Annotated in this window: 11 protein-coding genes and 1 riboswitch; of the genes, 8 read left to right on the top strand and 3 right to left on the bottom strand. The window is 67.7% G+C overall.

Features of this window, described 5'->3' with window-relative positions; translation table 11 throughout:
• Window positions 1-49: 49 nt before the first annotated feature.
• Window positions 50-2023 carry a linear primary-alkylsulfatase SdsA1 gene (gene sdsA1 / locus ABKS89_RS06540; protein ID WP_348587960.1) on the bottom strand — a complete coding sequence of 658 codons (1974 nt, stop codon included), beginning with the start codon at window positions 2021-2023 and terminating at the stop codon, window positions 50-52.
• Window positions 2024-2120: 97 nt separating this feature from the next.
• Here sdsA1 and ABKS89_RS06535 point away from each other — a divergent pair, with 97 nt between their 5' ends.
• On the top strand, window positions 2121-3032 hold the full coding sequence (locus tag ABKS89_RS06535) for a LysR family transcriptional regulator (RefSeq protein ID WP_348587961.1): 912 nt from the start codon (window positions 2121-2123) through the stop codon (window positions 3030-3032).
• Between the two features lie 183 nt (window positions 3033-3215).
• On the opposite strand, the gene ABKS89_RS06530 is transcribed toward ABKS89_RS06535, so the two are convergent.
• Both ABKS89_RS06530 and ABKS89_RS06525 read right to left on the bottom strand, forming a co-directional pair.
• Window positions 3216-3380, bottom strand: a complete 165-nt coding sequence (locus ABKS89_RS06530) for a hypothetical protein (protein WP_167523272.1) — start codon at window positions 3378-3380, stop codon at window positions 3216-3218.
• 123 nt (window positions 3381-3503) lie between these two features.
• Window positions 3504-3761, bottom strand: coding sequence for a DUF1145 domain-containing protein (locus ABKS89_RS06525; protein WP_138212424.1), 258 nt, complete (start codon window positions 3759-3761; stop codon window positions 3504-3506).
• Between the two features lie 266 nt (window positions 3762-4027).
• Window positions 4028-4126, top strand: a riboswitch (guanidine-I (ykkC/yxkD leader).
• 57 nt (window positions 4127-4183) lie between these two features.
• Here ABKS89_RS06525 and ABKS89_RS06520 point away from each other — a divergent pair.
• The 7 genes from ABKS89_RS06520 (at window position 4184) to atzF (ending at window position 14713) form a co-directional block, all read left to right on the top strand.
• On the top strand, window positions 4184-5248 hold the full coding sequence (locus ABKS89_RS06520; protein WP_138212423.1) for a putative urea ABC transporter substrate-binding protein: 1065 nt from the start codon (window positions 4184-4186) through the stop codon (window positions 5246-5248).
• A 219-nt stretch (window positions 5249-5467) separates the two neighbouring features.
• On the top strand, window positions 5468-6283 hold the full coding sequence (locus ABKS89_RS06515) for an ABC transporter permease (protein WP_138212422.1): 816 nt from the start codon (window positions 5468-5470) through the stop codon (window positions 6281-6283).
• Window positions 6280-7086, top strand: coding sequence for an ABC transporter ATP-binding protein (locus ABKS89_RS06510; protein WP_348587962.1), 807 nt, complete (start codon window positions 6280-6282; stop codon window positions 7084-7086). Before ABKS89_RS06515 ends, ABKS89_RS06510 begins: the two co-directional genes overlap by 4 nt.
• Before the next feature lie 10 nt (window positions 7087-7096).
• The gene (locus tag ABKS89_RS06505) at window positions 7097-7816 is read left to right on the top strand and encodes an urea amidolyase associated protein UAAP1 (protein WP_348587963.1); all 720 of its coding nucleotides are present in this window, start codon (window positions 7097-7099) and stop codon (window positions 7814-7816) included.
• A gap of 11 nt (window positions 7817-7827) precedes the next feature.
• Window positions 7828-8463: an urea amidolyase associated protein UAAP2 gene (locus tag ABKS89_RS06500; protein ID WP_081517598.1), complete on the top strand. Its 636-nt coding sequence runs from the start codon at window positions 7828-7830 to the stop codon at window positions 8461-8463.
• A 265-nt stretch (window positions 8464-8728) separates the two neighbouring features.
• A complete protein-coding gene (locus tag ABKS89_RS06495) occupies window positions 8729-12544 on the top strand; it encodes a 5-oxoprolinase/urea amidolyase family protein (RefSeq protein ID WP_348587964.1) in 3816 nt (1271 codons plus the stop codon).
• Window positions 12545-12904: 360 nt separating this feature from the next.
• The gene (atzF, locus tag ABKS89_RS06490) at window positions 12905-14713 is read left to right on the top strand and encodes an allophanate hydrolase (RefSeq protein ID WP_348587965.1); all 1809 of its coding nucleotides are present in this window, start codon (window positions 12905-12907) and stop codon (window positions 14711-14713) included.
• The last annotated feature ends 101 nt before the right edge of the window (window positions 14714-14814 follow it).

Genomic DNA, 14814 nt, shown 5'->3' with positions numbered 1-14814 from the left:
AGGGGAGACGCGGCCTGGCGGGGAACCGGCCGCGTAGGTGGGGAAAGGATCAGCTCTTCTGCGGCGGGGTGACGACGTCGAACCAGAAGTTGAAGTCTTCCAGCATGCCGAACAGCTTGGCCAGCAGCAGCGGATTGCCCGAGCTCTTGAGCTTGCCCTCGAACACCAGGCGCACCGGCGAGACCTGCTTGAGCATCAGGCGGTTGAGGTCGGCGCGGTCGATGGTCACGGTCTGCCCGGCGTTCTCGCTCTGCACGCCCTTGATGTTGTTCAGGTGCGAGTTCTTCAGTTCCAGCAGGTACTGCTCATTCTTGTCCGGCAGCACCAGGTTGATGGCGAAGTCCTCACCCTCGGCCTTCTCCGCGTTCAGGCGCACGCCGAGGTAGTCGAACAGCAGTCCGGTATCCATCGCCGCCAGCGCGTCGGGGCTACCCGACTTCATGGTCGGCATGTCACGCGGCACGCCATTGCGCAGTTCCTGTGCGGCGGTCAGGTAGCTGTTGCGCCAGCCGGCGTTCTCCGCCTGGTAACCGAGCTGCTCCAGGGCGTCGGCCTGCAGGTTGCGCGCAGCCTGGTTGGTCGGGTCGGCGAAGACCAGCTTGTTGACCACCTCCACCACCCAGCGGTACTCGCCCTTGTCGAAGGACGCCTTGGCCATCTGCAGCAGGTGATCGGCACCGCCCATGAACTCGACGTACTTCACCGCCGAATCCTCCGGCGCCAGCGGGTTCAGCGTCGCCGGGTTGCTGTCGTAGTAGCCCAGGTACTTGTTCACCACCGCGCGCACGTTGTGGCTGACGCTGCCGTGGTAGCCGCGGTTGAACCACTCGTTGGCCAGTTCCGGCGGCACTTTCAGGCGCTCGTGGATCTGGTTGATGGTCACCCCGTTGTTGGCCAGGTGCAGGGTCTGGTCGTTCAGGTAGCCGTACATGTCACGCTGTTTCTCCAGGGTGCGGACGATGTCCTCGTGCCCCCAGCGCGGCCAGTTGTGCACGGCGAACATCACCTCGGCCTTGTCGCCGAAGCGGTGCAGCGCTTCGTTGATGTACTTGCTCCAGCCCAGAGGGTCGCGGGTCTCGGCGCCGCGCAGGGTGTAGAGGTTGTGCAGGGTGGCGGTGACGTTCTCGGCCATCAGCAGCGCCTTCTGCTGCGGCAGCCAGACGTTCATCTCCGCCGGCGATTCGGTGCCGGGGGTGTTCTGGAAGGTAACGGGCACGCCGTCGATCTCCATCTCCACCAGCGAGCCGTCAACGGTCTTGGTCGGCGCGATGATGCTCATCGGGCCCTTGGCGACGGCCTTGCCGATGGCCATGTCGACGTGACCTTCCGGGCCCTGCGGCAGCATGGTGCCGTACTGGTAGGTAGCGCGGCGCAGCATGGCGTTGCCGGCCAGCACGTTCTCCTTGATCGCCGCTTCCATGAAGCCCTTGGGCGCGATGATCTGCACCTCGCCCTTGTCGACCTGCTCCTGGCTGACCAAGCCCTTCACGCCGCCGAAGTGGTCGATGTGGGCATGGCTGTAGATGATCGCGCGGATCGGCTTCTGCCCCAGCTCCTGGCTCACCAGGGCGTAGGCGGCCCTGGAAGTCGCCGGGGTGGTCAGGGTGTCGATGACGATCCAGCCGGTCTTGCCCTCGATGAAGGTGGTGTTGGCGAGATCGAAACCGCGCACCTGGTAGATGCCGTCGGTGACCTTGAACAGGCCGTAACTGAGGTTCAGCTGGGCCTGGCGCATCAGGCTCGGGTTGACGCTGGCAACGTCTCTGGCGGCCTTGAGGAAGTCGTAGCCACCCAGCTGCCAGGCGACCGTACCGTCCTCGTTCTTGATCACGAGGTTCTCGGGACGCTTGATCAGCCCCTTCTCCACCCGGTCGAAATCGGCACGGTCACTGAACGGCAGCGACTGGCGCACCTGCTCCTGCGCGGCCTGGGTGAAGGAAGTCGGGGGCTTGGGCTGTTCGGCGGCGAGCAGCAGGCCAGGGCAGAGGCTGGCGAGCAGCACGGCAGCGGAAAGACGGGACATCGGAAGGCTCCGGAATTTGTTGTTGTGCTCGCACTATGCCGGCCGTCGCGCTAATAATTCCAATGCATTCCAATTTAACAATCAATGCAGGAAGCGCATGAGCGATCTCCGCCAGCTACGCCACTTCGTCGCCCTCGCCGAACACGGTCACTTCGCCCGCGCCGCCGATGCGGTGAATCTTAGTCAACCCGCCCTGTCGCGGAGCATCCAGGCGCTGGAAGGCCAGCTGAGCTGCCAGCTGGTGGACCGCAATCCGCGTGGCGTCACCCTCACCGCCCACGGCCGGCTGGTGCTGGAACACGCCCGCCGGCTGCTGGCCGGGGACCGTGCGCTGAAGAATGCGGTGCTGCAACTGGCCGACCTGGAAACCGGCGAGTTGCGCCTGGGCGCCGGGCCCTTCCCCGGCGCGCGGCTGATGCCGCAGGTGCTCGCGCGCTATAGCAGCGCGCACCCGAAGGTGTCGGTGCTGCTGTCCATCGAGAACTGGAGCGAGCTGCACCAGCGTCTGCTGGACGACGAGCTGGAACTGTTCATCGCCGACTACCGCGAACTGGAAGGCGACAGCCGCCTCGACATCCTGCCGCTGCGGGTACACCGGGGCGTGTTGTTCTGCCGGCCGGGGCATCCACTGATCGGTAGCGTGCCGTCGGTGGAGCGCGTGCTCGACTACCCGCTGGCCGGCCCGCGCCTGCCGCGCGACGCCCACGAAGGGCTGGCTCGCACCCTCGGCCGCGGGCAGCCGCTGAGCGTGCAATGCGATGACGTGCTGATGCTCAAGGAGCTGGTGAAAGGCAGCGACGTGCTCTGCCTGGCCACCTGGGACGTGGTGGCCGCGGATGTGCAGGCCGGCAGCCTGGCGGTGCTGCCCTGGCCCGGCAGCGGCGAGGTTGCAGGGCGCGGCTCCGCCTACGCCCTGGTACGCCATGCCAGCCGCAGCCTGTCGCCTGCGGCCAGCCAGTTCGTCGAGTTGTTGCTGGAGGAAGATGCGGCGTTCAACGCCGCGCTTTGAGCAGAATCATGAGAATCCAGCTCTGGGTTCTCCCTCACCCCAGCCCTCTCCCAGAGGGAGAAGGGGCCGTCCGTACCGGCTGATACATAAGCTTCCTCCTGCACCGAACAGTCCCCTCTCCCGCTTGAGGAGCGGGGCGCGCAGCCAGGGTTAGGGTGAGGGGCTCTGGCTTTAGCCTGAGACTCAACGGCGCCAGCCCTGGTACGGGCCACCGTAATAGGCCGGCGGCGGCGCCGGGCGATAGTAGTGTGGCCGGTCATGCCAGCCACCACGGTCGTGGTCATGCTCGTAGACCACGCAGCCGGTCAACGGGAGGATCATCAGTACAGCAGCGAAGAAACGACGCATGGCGCCTCCATCAGGCGAGCCGGTCGCCCCGCCGGGGTGCGGGGCGTACATTCTTCCGGTCTCACAAGATCAGACATGTCTGTCAGAAGGCGGTGCCGCGGCAAAAGGTAAAGCTTGGGTAAATCAGCCGTTTACAGTGGCCAGCCGGCGAACCTTGCGGCTCTGCAGGTGGAGCACGCCAAACAGCAGCACCTGTATCTGCTCCAGCCAGGAACGACGGCGCGCCAGCAACAGCACCTCGCCCACATGCACCGCCAGCAGGATCGCGGAGAGCCACAGCAGCGGGCGATGCAGCTCGCCGAACGGGTAGATCAGGTTGAGCACGGCGGCGAGCCAGAACATGGACAGCGCGCCCTTGGCGAAGCTCAGCAACTCGGACATGGCGATGGATTCCTCAAGGTGAAGGTCGCTGCAGTCTGCCGCCCGGCACGCCCCGCCCGCTCCTGCCTTTCGACTGGCCCGCGCACCAGGATGCGGCGCGGCGCTTCATTTGAGGGCGGCGGAACGCCCCGGCTTGCAGCGAAACATCCGCCGCGATCCAGCGCAGCCCTTCTGCCCCGGCACTTTCGCCAACTTGGCACGCCGCTCGCTTTGTATCGAGTGTGCAGGAACGATCCGAAGCATTCGGACAGCGGCACCACAATCTGACAATGGATGACTAGGGTTCCGGCTCGCGCAGCGAGTGACTGGTCCGAGAGTCATCGACCTCCAGCGAGGTTACACGGCGGGACAAAAGCCCGGGAGACGAGAGCGACAAGTGCCGCCCGACTCCTGCCTGCCCGCCAATCGACTGGAGATGCTCCATGCGCAAGCCCCTTCTGACCGCCCTGTTCGCCGCCGGCCTCGCCGCCTTCAGCCTCTCAGCCTCCGCCGCCGCGAAGAACAGCTTCAACCTCTGCTGGACCATCTACGCCGGCTGGATGCCCTGGGAGTACGCGGCCAGCCACGGCATCGTCGACAAGTGGGCGAAGAAGTACGGCATCGAGATCAAGGTCACCCAGCTCAACGACTACATCGAGTCGATCAACCAGTACACCGCGGGCCAGTTCGACGGCTGCACCATGACCAACATGGACGCCCTGACCATCCCCGCCGCCGGCGGCGTCGACTCCACCGCGCTGATCGTCAGCGACTTCTCCAATGGCAACGACGGCATCGTCATCAAGGGTGAAGGCAAGACGCTGGCCGACCTCAAGGGCATGAACGTCAACCTGGTGGAGCTGTCCGTCTCCCACTACCTGCTCGCCCGCGCCCTGGAGAACGCCCGCCTCAGCGAGAAGGACGTGAAGACGGTGAACACCTCCGACGCCGACATCGCCGCCGCCTTCAACACCGACGACGTGCAGGCCGTCACTACCTGGAACCCGATGCTCGCCGAGGCCCGCGCCAAGCCGGGCACTACCGAAGTGTTCAACTCCAGCCAGGTCCCCGGCGAGATCATGGACATGATGGTGGTCAACAGCGCGGTCCTGAAGGACAACCCCGCCCTGGGCAAGGCACTGACCGGCGCCTGGTTCGAAACCGTGGCACTGATGCAGGGCGAAAGCGCCGAGACCCGCGCCGCGCTGGAGCACATGGCCAAGGCCTCCGGTACCGACCTCGCCGGTTACCAGAGCCAGCTCGCCACGACCAAATTGTTTGCCACTCCGCAGGAAGCACTGGCCTTCGCCACCAGCCCGAAACTGCCGGCGACCATGGACAAGGTCGCGGCCTTCTCCTTCGCCCACGGCCTGCTCGGCGAGGGTGCGAAAAGCGCCGAAGCGGTCGGCATGAGCTTCGCCGGCGGCCTCACCACCGGCGACGCGCAGAACCTCAAGCTGCGCTTCGACCCGACCTACGTGCAGATGGCGGCCGACGGCAAGCTCTGACCAGCCGGCTCCCGCCAGAGCCCCTCACCCTAGCCCTGGCTGCGCGCCCCGCTCCTGAGGGAGAGGGAACCGTTCGGTGCAGGTTGAAAGCATGGCCTCAGCCGGCACGGACAGCCCCCTCTCCCTGAGGGAGAGGGTTGGGGTGAGGGGGAAGCATCGGCACGGACTCACGTGACGAAGTTACCGGCCCTCAAGGCCCGCAATAAACAGGTACGACCCATGCGCCTGATCAACCGAACCCCCGACCGCAGCGGCCGCCTGTTCCTCGTGCTGCTGCCCTTCGCCCTGCTGCTGTTCGCCTACTTCGCAGGCTCCACGTCGCGGCTGGCGGAGAACCCCAACGACAAGCTGCTGCCCAGCGCCGCGCAGATGGCCGACGCAGTGAACCGCCTGGCCTTCAGCGAAGACAAGCGTACCGGCGACGTGCTGTTCTGGAAGGACACCGGTGCCAGCCTGCAACGCCTTGGCATGGGCCTGTCCATCGCCGCCCTGCTCGGCCTGGTGCTGGGTATCGCCGCCGGCAGCGTGCCGCTGTTCGGCGCACCGCTGTCACCCTTGCTAACCGTGCTGTCGATGATCCCGCCGCTGGCGATCCTGCCGGTGCTGTTCATCGTCTTCGGCCTCGGCGAGCTGTCCAAGGTGGTGCTGATCGTCATCGGCGTCGCCCCCTGCATCGCCCGCGACATCGAACAACGCGCCCGGGAAATCCCCCGCGAACTGCTGATCAAGGCGCAGACCCTGGGCGCCAGCACCTGGACGCTGATCCTGCGCGTGGTGCTGCCGCAACTGCTGCCGAGACTACTGATCTCCCTGCGCCTGATGCTCGGCTCGGCCTGGCTGTTCCTTATCGCCGCCGAAGCCATCGCCTCCACCGACGGCCTGGGCTACCGCATCTTCCTGGTGCGCCGCTACCTGGCCATGGACGTGATCCTGCCCTACGTGGTGTGGATCACCGCGCTGGCCTGGCTGATGGACTGGGCGCTGCGCGCGCTCACCCGGCGCGCCTTCCCCTGGTACGAAGGAGCCAAGGCATGAGCTTCATCCAGGTGAACAACGTCTGGCAGGAGTACGAGGGCAACGTGGTGCTCGAACGCCTGAATCTCGCGGTGAAGGAAGGCGAGTTCTGCACCCTGGTCGGCGCCTCCGGCTGCGGCAAGTCCACCTTCCTGCGCCTGCTGCTCGGCCAGGAGCGGCCCAGCCGTGGCGAGCTGCTGCTCGAGGGCCGGCCGCTGGCCGCAGAACCCGATCCAAGCCGTGGCGTGGTGTTCCAGCGCTACTCGGTGTTCCCGCATCTTTCCGTGCTCGACAACGTCGCCCTCGGCCTGGAACTGCCGCGCTCGCCGCTGCTCGGCCGACTGTTCGGTGCGGCCAAGCGCGAGGCCCGCGAGCAGGCCGCCGAACTGCTGCAGCGCGTCGGCCTCGGCCATGCGCTGCAGCAGTATCCGAGCGCCCTCTCCGGCGGCATGCAGCAACGCCTGGCGATCGCCCAGGCGCTGGTGATGAAGCCGCGCGTGCTGCTGCTCGACGAACCCTTCGGCGCGCTGGACCCAGGCATCCGCAAGGACATGCACGCCCTGCTGCTGGAGCTGTGGCAGGAAACCCGGCTCACCGTGTTCATGGTCACCCACGACCTTGCCGAGGGCTTCAGCCTGGGCACCCGCCTGCTGGTCTTCGACAAGGTCCGCCACGACCCGCAGGCGCCCAGCGCCTACGGTGCCCGCATCACCTACGACATCCCGCTCAACGCCGACCGCCGGGCTGCCCGCGCCGCCCTGCCGGCCACGCTCGCCGCGCGCCTGCAACCGGCCGCCGAGCCCGCGATCACGCCGGCCTACTAAGGAGCCTGCCATGAACGAACTGCGCACCACCCTCTATGAAGAAACCGTCCCCGGAGGCGGCCACACCTCCTTCGTCCTCAAGCGCGGCCAGCTACTGCGCCTGACCGACCTGGAAGGCGGTGGCAACGCCAGCGTGCTGCTGTTCAACGCCGCCGAGAAAAGCGAGCGGCTGAACCTGCCCGACAGCCTCAAGTGCCAGCACACAGCGCGGCTCACCGCCGGCCACTGCCTGTACTCGGACATGGGCCGCGTGCTGGCTGCCATCACCGCCGACAGCTGCGGCTGGCACGACAGCTTCGGCGGCGTGCTGAACGCCGCCGAGGTGCAGGAGAAATACGGCGCGGGTCGCTACCAGGAACTGCGCAACGGCTTCCACCGCAACGGCGTGGACAACCTGCTGGTGGAAATGGGCAAGTGGGACATGCGCCTGCAAGACCTGTTGATGTGCCTGAACCTGTTCAGCCGCGTGGACGTCGACGCCGACGGCTGCTTCCACTTCGCCCAGGGCAACTCGAAAGCCGGCGACTACGTCGAGCTTTACGCGCCGATGGACACCCTCGTCGTGCTCACCGCCCTGCAACACCCGCTGGACCCGAACCCGCAGTACGCGCCCAAGCCCATCGGCCTGAGCTGGCAGCAGGTCGCGTCCGACGGCATCAGCGTGCTCTGCCGCACTTCCCGCGCGGAGAACGGCCGCGGCTTCCACAACACCGAACGCCAGTACCTGTAAGGAGCGCGAGCATGCCCATCGTCCCCAGCGACAAACACCCCGAAGCCTGCGTCTCGCGCACCCTGATCCCGGCTGGCGAACCGAGCCTCACCGAACTCAAGGCCGGGCAGACCCTGCGCATCCTCGACCTGGAAGGCAATCAGGCGGTGGACACGCTGTTCTTCAGCGCCGCCAACCCGCGCGAGCGCTACGACGTGCAGCGTACCCTGCGCAAGCAGGGGCAGGTCTACCTCAGCGCCGGCAGCGTGCTCTGGTCCAACCTCGGCAACCCGATGCTGACGATCTCTGCCGACACCTGCGGCCGCCACGATACCCTCGGCGGCGCCTGTGCCCAGGAGAGCAACACCGTGCGCTACGCCCTGGACAAGCGCTACATGCACAGCTGCCGCGACAACTTCCTGCGCGCCAGCCTGCACGACGGCCGCCTGACCAAGGCCGACATCAGCCACAACATCAACTTCTTCATGAACGTGCCGGTCACCGCCGAGGGCGGCCTGACCTTCGAGGACGGCATCTCCGGCGCCGGCAAGTACGTCGAGCTGCTCGCGCACATGGACGTCATCGTCCTGATCTCCAACTGCCCGCAGCTCAACAACCCCTGCAACGGCTGGAACCCGACCCCGGCGGAGCTGTTGGTATGGGACTAACCGCGCGCGTGCGCCAGTGGCTGTTCACGCTCTGCCAGAGCCGCAGCACCCAGTGCAGCCCGACGCTCCGAACAGCCCCCTCTCCCGCTTGCGGGAGAGGGCGGGGGGAGAGGGAACGCCCAGCGCCATAGCAAGGGCCCCTCTCCCCAACCCTCTCCCTGAAGGGAGAGGGAGCAGTACGCAGCAGGGCCCAGGCCCCGGCGGTGGACGGCCACCGCCAGATACGAATTCGACAGGACGACCTGTCCCGCATGGGGAAGCCTCCATGTTCGACAAACTGCTCATTGCCAACCGCGGCGCCATCGCCTGCCGCATCCTGCGCACCCTTCGTGAGCTGCAAGTAGAGGGCGTGGCCGTCTACTCCGAAGCCGACGCCGCCAGCCTGCACATCCAGCAGGCCGCCCAGGCCATCAGCCTCGGCGAAGGCCCCGCGTCGAGCACCTACCTGGTGGTCGAGAAGATTCTCCAGGCTGCCCGCGCCAGCGGCGCGAAAGCGATCCACCCCGGCTACGGCTTCCTCTCCGAGAACGCCGCCTTCGCCGAAGCCTGCGAGGCCGCCGGCATCGCCTTCGTCGGCCCGACGCCGGAACAGCTGCGCCTCTTCGGCCTCAAGCACACCGCCCGCGCGCTGGCCCGAAAACAGGGTGTGCCGATGCTCGAAGGCACCGACCTGCTGGAAGACCTCGACGCTGCGCTGCGCGCCGGCGAGCAAGTCGGCTACCCGGTGATGCTCAAGAGCACCGCCGGTGGCGGCGGCATCGGCATGCGCGTGTGCCGCTCGGCGGACGAACTGCGCGACGCCTTCGACGCGGTGAAGCGCCTGGGTCAGAACAACTTCAGCGACTCGGGCGTGTTCATCGAGAAGTACATCCAGCGCGCCCGCCACCTGGAAGTGCAGGTGTTCGGCGACGGCCAGGGCGAAGTGATAGCCCTCGGCGTGCGCGACTGCTCGGTACAGCGGCGCAACCAGAAGGTGCTGGAAGAAACCCCGGCGCCCAACCTGCCCGCCGGCATGGCCGAAGCCCTCTGCGCGGCGGCGATCCAGCTGGCAAAAGCCGTCAGCTACCGCAGCGCCGGCACCGTGGAATTCGTCTACGACAGCGAGGCGCAGGACTTCTACTTCCTCGAAGTGAATACCCGCCTGCAGGTGGAGCACGGCGTCACCGAACAGGTCTGGGGCGTCGACCTGGTGCGCTGGATGATCGAGCTGGCCGCCGGCGACCTGCCGCCCCTGACCGAGCTGGCGGCCACGCTGAAGCCCAGCGGCCACGCCATCCAGGCGCGCCTCTACGCCGAAGACCCCGGCCGCGACTTCCAGCCCTGCCCCGGCCTGCTCACCGCCGTGCAATTCCCGCCGGCCGACGGCAAGGCGCTGCGCATCGACACCTGGGTCGAGGCCGGCTGCGAGATTCCGCCCTACTTCGACCCGATGATCGCCAAGCTCATCGTCTGGGCGCCGACCCGCGAGCAGGCCAGCGCCGGCCTCGACCGCGCCCTCGGCGAAAGCCAGCTCTACGGCGTGGAATGCAACCGCGACTACCTGCGGCAGATTCTCGCGGACGCTCCCTTCGCCAGCGGCTCGCCCTGGACCCGCTGCCTGGAAGGCCTGCGCTACCGCGCGCAGACCTTCGAAGTGCTCAGCGCCGGCACCCAGACCAGCGTGCAGGACTACCCCGGCCGCCTCGGCTACTGGGCCGTGGGCGTGCCGCCGTCCGGCCCGATGGACGACCGTGCGCTGCGCCTGGGCAACCAGCTGCTGGGCAACCCCGAAGGCACCGCCGCCCTGGAAATCACCATGAGCGGCCCGACCCTACGCTTCAACACCGACGCAGTGGTAGCCATCACCGGCGCGGCACTGCCGATCAGCCTGGATGGCGTCGAGCAGCCGATGCACACCTCGCTGTTCATCGCCGCCGGCTCCACCCTCAGCCTCGGCACCGTCGGCACCGTCGGCGGCGCCGGCGCGCGCAGCTACCTGTGCCTGCGCGGCGGCCTGCAGGTGCCGGACTACCTGGGCAGCAAGAGCACCTTCACCCTCGGCCAGTTCGGTGGCCACGGCGGCCGCGCCCTGCGTGCCGGCGACGTGCTGCACCTGGCGGAACTGGCCGACGACAGCCACGGCGCCAGCCTGGCGCCCGAGCTGCGCACCGAGCTACCAGCGGTGCGGCAGATCCGCGTGATCTACGGCCCCCACGGCGCGCCGGAATACTTCACTCCGGCCTACATCGACACCTTCTTCGCCACCGACTGGGAAGTGCACTTCAACTCCAGCCGCACCGGCGTGCGCCTGATCGGCCCGAAGCCGGAATGGCTGCGCGAGAGCGGCGGCGAGGCGGGCCTGCACCCGTCGAACATCCACGACAACCCCTACGCCATCGGTGCGGTGGACTTCACCGGCGACATGCCGGTGATCCTCGGCCCGGACGGCCCGAGCCTGGGCGGCTTCGTCTGCCCGGTGACGGTGATCGAAGCCGGCCTCTGGCAACTCGGCCAGCTCAAGGCCGGGGACAAGGTGCGGTTCCTGCCTGTATCCATTTCCGAAGCCCGGAATCTGGCTGCTTTTCGTAGGACCGAGGGGGGCGCCTCAGCCCTTGCTCGCGAACCGCACATCACCGGAACGCCAGGCGGAATTCCGTTCGCGAGCAAGCTCGCTCCTACAGGTCAGGCGAACCACAGCGCCGCCGGTTTCCCCTCACCCCAGCCCTCTCCCGGAGGGAGAGGGAGCAGTGCGGAGTTGCCGGCAAATGCGGTGATATCCGACCACACGGACAGCCCCCTCTCCCGCTTGCGGGAGAGGGCGGGGAGTGAGGGTAGCCCGAGCGCCATGCTCACCTCCCCCATCGTCCTCGACCTCGGCCAGGACGACACCCGCCTGGTCGCCCGCCTCTCCGGCGACACCCACCTGCTGCTGGAAATCGGCCAGCCCGAGCTGGACCTGGTCCTGCGCTTCCGCGCCCACGCGCTGATGCAGGCGCTGGAGGCCAAGGCCCTCGCCGGCGTGATCGACCTCACCCCCGGCATCCGCTCGCTGCAGGTGCACTACCAGCCGGAAACGCTGCCGTTGCAAAGCCTGCTGGAAACCGTCGCCGGCCTGTGGGACGCCGTCTGCGCCGCGCGGGACCTCAAGGTGCCATCGCGCGTCGTGCACCTGCCGCTGTCCTGGGACGACCCGGCCTGCCAGCTGGCCATCGAGAAGTACATGACCACCGTGCGCAAGGACGCGCCCTGGTGCCCTAGCAACCTGGAGTTCATCCGCCGCATCAACGAGCTGCCGGACCTGGAGGCGGTGTACCGCACCGTGTTCGAGGCCAGCTACCTGGTGATGGGCCTGGGCGACGTCTACCTCGGCGCGCCGGTGGCCACGCCGCTGGACCCGCGCCATCGCCTGGTCACCACCAAGTACAACCCGGCGCGCACCTGGACTGCGGAAAACTCCGTGGGCATCGGCGGCGCGTACATGTGCGTCTACGGCATGGAGGGCCCCGGCGGCTACCAGTTCGTCGGCCGTACCCTGCAGATGTGGAACCGCTACCGCGAAGTCGCGGCGTTCGACGGCAAGCCCTGGCTGCTGCGCTTCTTCGACCAGGTGCGGTTCTACCCGGTGTCCGCCGAGGAGCTGCTGCGCATCCGCCGTGACTTCCCGCTGGGCCGCTACCCGCTGCGCATCGAGCACAGCGAACTGCGCCTGGCCGACTACCAGCAGTTCCTCGCCGAGGAAGCCGAGAGCATCGCCGCCTTCCGCAGCCACCAGCGTGCCGCCTTCGATGCCGAGCGCGAGCGCTGGATCGCCTCCGGCCAGGCACACTTCGAGAGCGAGGAAGCCGCCGCCGATACCGGCGAGGAGGCCCCGCTCGGTGCCGGCCAGCACGCCGTCGAGAGCCACATCGCCGGCAACCTCTGGCAGGTGCAGGTGGAAGCCGGCGCCAGCGTGAAGGCCGGCGACATCCTGGTGATCCTAGAATCCATGAAGATGGAAATCCCCCTCACTGCCCCGCGCGACGGTGTGGTCCGCGAGGTCCGCGTGCAGCCCGGCTCGCCGGTGCGTGCGGGGCAGCGGGTGGTGGTGATGGAGGAGGCTTGAGCTGACACCGCAGAAGTTGCAAGAGCCCCTCTCCCTAACCCTCTCCCGCAAGCGGGAGAGGGGACTGTTCGGAGCGAGCAGCACCTTTGGAGCCAGCCGGAGCCACAGCTACGCCAAATGATGAGCTGTGCTCAAAACCCAACACCATGCCGGACTGCTCTTCCCCCTCTCCCTTCAGGGAGAGGGCCGGGGAGAGGGTATCCGCCCAGCGCAGGAACCCGAAACCACGACACACCGCCTGGTGGGTCGTGCTTGGAAACAGACACCGCGCCGGACTGCTCTTCGCCCTCTCCCTCCGGGAGAGGGCCGGGGTGAGGGCAATCCGAGCGAATAACTGACAGGCCCCAAGGAATCCCGACCATGCCCACCACCTTCGACCTCCGCCTCGCCACCCTGCGCGCCGTCTACCGCGAAGGCCGCGCCACGCCGCGCCAGCTGATCGCAGAGCTGCGCAACAAGGCAGCCGCGCTGAACCCCGACTACCACCTGTTCATCCACCTGCTGAGCCTGGAAGAACTGGAACCCTACTTCGCCGCACTGTACGAAAAGTCCCCCGAAGCGCTGCCGCTCTACGGCGTTCCCTTCGCCATCAAGGACAACATCGACCTCGCCGGCATCCCCACCACCGCCGCCTGCCCGGCCTTCGCCTACACGCCGGAAACCTCGGCGACGCTGGTGCAACAGCTGATCGAGCTGGGCGCCATCCCGCTGGGCAAAACCAACCTCGACCAGTTCGCCACCGGCCTCAACGGCACCCGCTCGCCCTATGGCGAATGCCGCAACAGTGTGCTGTCGGAGTACCCCTCGGGCGGCTCCAGCGCCGGTTCCTCGCTGGCCGTGGCGATGGGCGTGGCGAGCTTCGCCCTGGGCACCGACACCGCCGGCTCCGGCCGCGTGCCGGCCGCGCTCAACGGCCTGCTGGGACTCAAGCCGAGCAAGGGTCTGCTGTCCAACACAGGGCTGGTGCCAGCCTGCCGCACCCTGGACTGCATCACCTACTTCACCGCCAGCGCCGCCGAGGCCAGCGAGCTGCTGGGCCTCACCGCCCGACTCGATCCACTGGACGGCTACAGCCGCGCCAATCCCGCCTGGAACGACGCCAGTGCCTTCGGTGCGCCCAAGCCGTTCCGCTTCGGCGTGCCCCGCGCCGACCAGCTGGAATTCTTCGGCTGCCACGAAGGCCCGGTGCTGTTCACCGATGCCCTCGACCAGCTCAAGGCGCTGGGCGGAGAGGCTCGGGAAATCGACTTCGCGCCCTTTCTCGAAGCCGCGCGCCTGCTCTATGAAGGCCCCTGGGTGGCCGAGCGCTACAGCGTGGCGGGCGAGCTGATCGAACGCGACCCACAAGCCGTGCTGCCGGTGATCCGCGACGTGCTGGCGAAAGCTCCCGACGCCACCGCCGTGCAGGCCTTCCGCGCGCAATACCGCCTGCAGGAACTCAAGGCGCAGTGCGACGCGATCCTCGCCGACCTCGACTGCGTGCTGACGCCCACCATCGGCCGCCCGGTGACGCTGGACGAGCTGCACGCCGAACCGGTGAAGCGCAATTCCGAGCTGGGCTACTACACCAACTTCATGAACCTGCTGGACTATGCCGCCGTCGCCGTGCCCAGCGCGATCATGGACAACGGACTGCCCTGGGGCGTGACGCTGTTCGGCCGCGCCTTCACCGACCAGTACCTGCTCGGCGTGGCCGACGCCCTGCAGCGCCGGCACAACCTGCCGCTCACCGGCGGCAATGCAATTGCCCCGGCGTCCTCCGCCAACGCCGCACGCAACGACCGCGCGCGCCTGGTGGTGTGCGGCGCGCACCTCGACGGCCTGGCGCTGAACTGGCAACTGCGCCAGCGCGGCGCACGCCTGCTGCGTGCTACCCGGAGCGCCCCGGCCTACAAGCTCTACGCCCTCGCCGGCGGCCCGCCGCTGCGCCCCGGCATGCTGCGCGTGGCCGACGGCGGCGTGGCCATCGAAGTGGAAGTCTGGGAACTGCCCAGCGCCGAACTGGGCTCCTTCCTCACCGGCATCCCGGCGCCGCTGGGACTGGGCAAGGTGCAGCTGGAGAACGGCAGCTGGGAGACCGGCTTCATCTGCGACGCCTATGGCCTGGACGGCGCCGAGGACATCAGCCACTTCGGCGGTTGGCGTGCGTGGCTGCAGAGCCGTAGCTGATCGCCGGGGGATTTCGTAGGGCACATAACGCGCCAGCGTTATCCGCCGCGCAAAGTCGGCGGATAACCTGTGCCAGGTTATTCGCCCTACGTTCCTAGCCA

Source organism: Pseudomonas sp. LABIM340 (assembly GCF_040017195.2).
Taxonomy (GTDB): domain Bacteria; phylum Pseudomonadota; class Gammaproteobacteria; order Pseudomonadales; family Pseudomonadaceae; genus Pseudomonas.
The sequence above is the reverse complement of the archived record's forward strand: the minus strand, read 5'-3'. Positions and strand labels throughout refer to the sequence as shown.